Consider the following 1,947-nt stretch of genomic DNA (forward strand, 5'->3'; position numbering starts at 1 on the left):
GGCGAAGGCGGCCGGCATGGCGCGGTGGTCGGCCAGAATGCCGGGCAGCGCGTGGCGCTCCAGCAGGTTGGCGGCGTGCACGTAAAGGGCGCGCAGCTCGGGGCTGGTCATGGACTCGCCCGAAAAATGGAGATAAGCAAACGAGTCGGGCACGAACAGGACCGAGCCCACGGCATTAGAAAAGTAAAGGCGGGTGGGAAGCACAGGGAATTTGTTGAATAGATAGAATATAAAAGCGCTGATGAAGCAGGCCGCTTTCGAAGCCATATTGCTCCGCGCCCGCCCGCTTCATCAGCGCTTTAACGTAAGCCTAGGCCGTATGGCCGAAAATGGCGGCTACATCGTGTATTTCCGGCCCTTGTTCTGCTGCTGCAGGTAGGCCATCAGGGGCTGGAAGTAGGCCACCATGGCGCGGGCCGAGAGGTCTTCGCCGGTTTTCTCCTTCAGCACGGCGCGCCAGTCGCGGCTGGCGCCGGGGCGCATAATGTCGCGCAGGAAGTCGCCTACTTCTTTGTGGCCGTAGTAGTTGGTGGCGTGCGGGTCTTGGTGCAGAATGTTCTTGGCGATGTGGTCGTGCAGCTGAAACAGGATGACGTAGCTCAGGGCGTAGTCGTAGTACTGCGCGGGGTCGTCGTTGATGTGCGTTTTGGTGGCGGGGTCGAGGTAGTTTTCGCCGCGCGTGGTGGGTGGCACCATGCCCTGGTACTGCTTGCACAGCGCCCACCATTTGGCGTTCAGCTGGTCGGCGGGCAGCTTATCGGCATAGAAGCTATTTTCCCACTCACTCATCACGCCCGAGGCGAAGGGGATGAAGGGCACGTAGCTCAGGGCCTCCTGCAGCAGCTGCTGCGTCTGGTCGGTTTTGGTGCTGGCCGGAATCAGCCCCAGGCCCACCAAAAAGGGCTTCTGCTTGGCGGCCAGGCCCATCATGCTGCCAATGGCTTCGTGGTAGGCGCGGTTGGCCCCCTGGCGCAGCAGCGGCGGCACCTCGGGGTTGGAGTAGGTTTGGTAATAGAAAATGTGGCCGAGTTCGTGGTGGGCGGTTTCGTACCACTCGGTGTTGGGCTCCACGCTCATCAGGCTGCGCAGGTCCTGGTTTAGGTCCATGTGCCAGGCCGAGGCGTGGTTGTTCTTCTTGTAGTCCGCGTTTTTGGGCAGCGGGTACAGGCTGCTTTTCTCCCAGAACGAGGCCGGCAGGGCCGGGAAGCCCAGGCTCTGGTAGAACCGCTCGCCCTGCTTCACCTGCCACTCGGCCCCTTTTTTGGCCAGCACGGCATCGAGATTCAGGCCCTTCACGTCAACCATCGAGCCCCAATCCTGGCCCCAGCGGTTGGGCAGCCAGTGGGCGGGCAGGTAGTCGGGTACCTGCTTCACGCCGTACTTTTTGGCCAGCTCGTAGCGGGCGTAGGTGTGCAGCTCGCGGTAGAGGGGGCGCAGCTCGGTGTTGATTTTGCGCACCAGCGCCATCATCTCGTCGCGCGTCAGGCCGTAGTCGCTGGCCTGGTAGGTGAAGTAGTCGGGGTAGCCCAGGGCCTGCACGGTCTGGTTGCGCAGGTCGCGCAGGTTCAGCAGGCCGTCTTTCAGCGTGGGGCCAATGGCCTTGCTGGCCTCCCACACCTGCTGGCGCCTGGCGGGGTTGGTTTCCTTGCGCAGCAGCTCGTCGAGGTCGTTGGTCGTCACCGATTTGCCCGCGTACTTGTAGTCGAATCCGTACAGCTTCTCGGTCTGGGCCGCTTCGGCCTTGATGCGGGCCTTCACCACGTCGGCCACCGTCTGAGGGTTGTTGGCGGCGTTGTAGAGGGCGGTTTCGAGCTGCTTCACCTGCAGGCCGTTCAGGTCGTTGCGGTGGCTGAGCAGGTCGCGCAGCTGCTGAATGTTGGCGGCGCTGCCCGTGAAGGCGGCCATGCGCTGGTTGGCGCGGGTGGTGGCGCCGGCGTTGGCCGTGTC

2 protein-coding genes are annotated in these 1,947 nt (G+C 63.1%); both read right to left on the reverse strand.

Features of this window, described 5'->3' with window-relative positions; translation table 11 throughout:
• Positions 1 to 204 (reverse strand): hypothetical protein (locus tag ACYVDE_RS21345; RefSeq protein ID WP_460503556.1); only part of this gene is annotated, 204 nt, incomplete at its 3' end.
• 132 nt (positions 205 to 336) lie between these two features.
• Positions 337 to 1,947: M2 family metallopeptidase (locus ACYVDE_RS21350; RefSeq protein ID WP_460503557.1), on the reverse strand; the 1,611-nt coding region annotated here is incomplete at its 5' end.

This window comes from Hymenobacter agri (assembly GCF_054778495.1).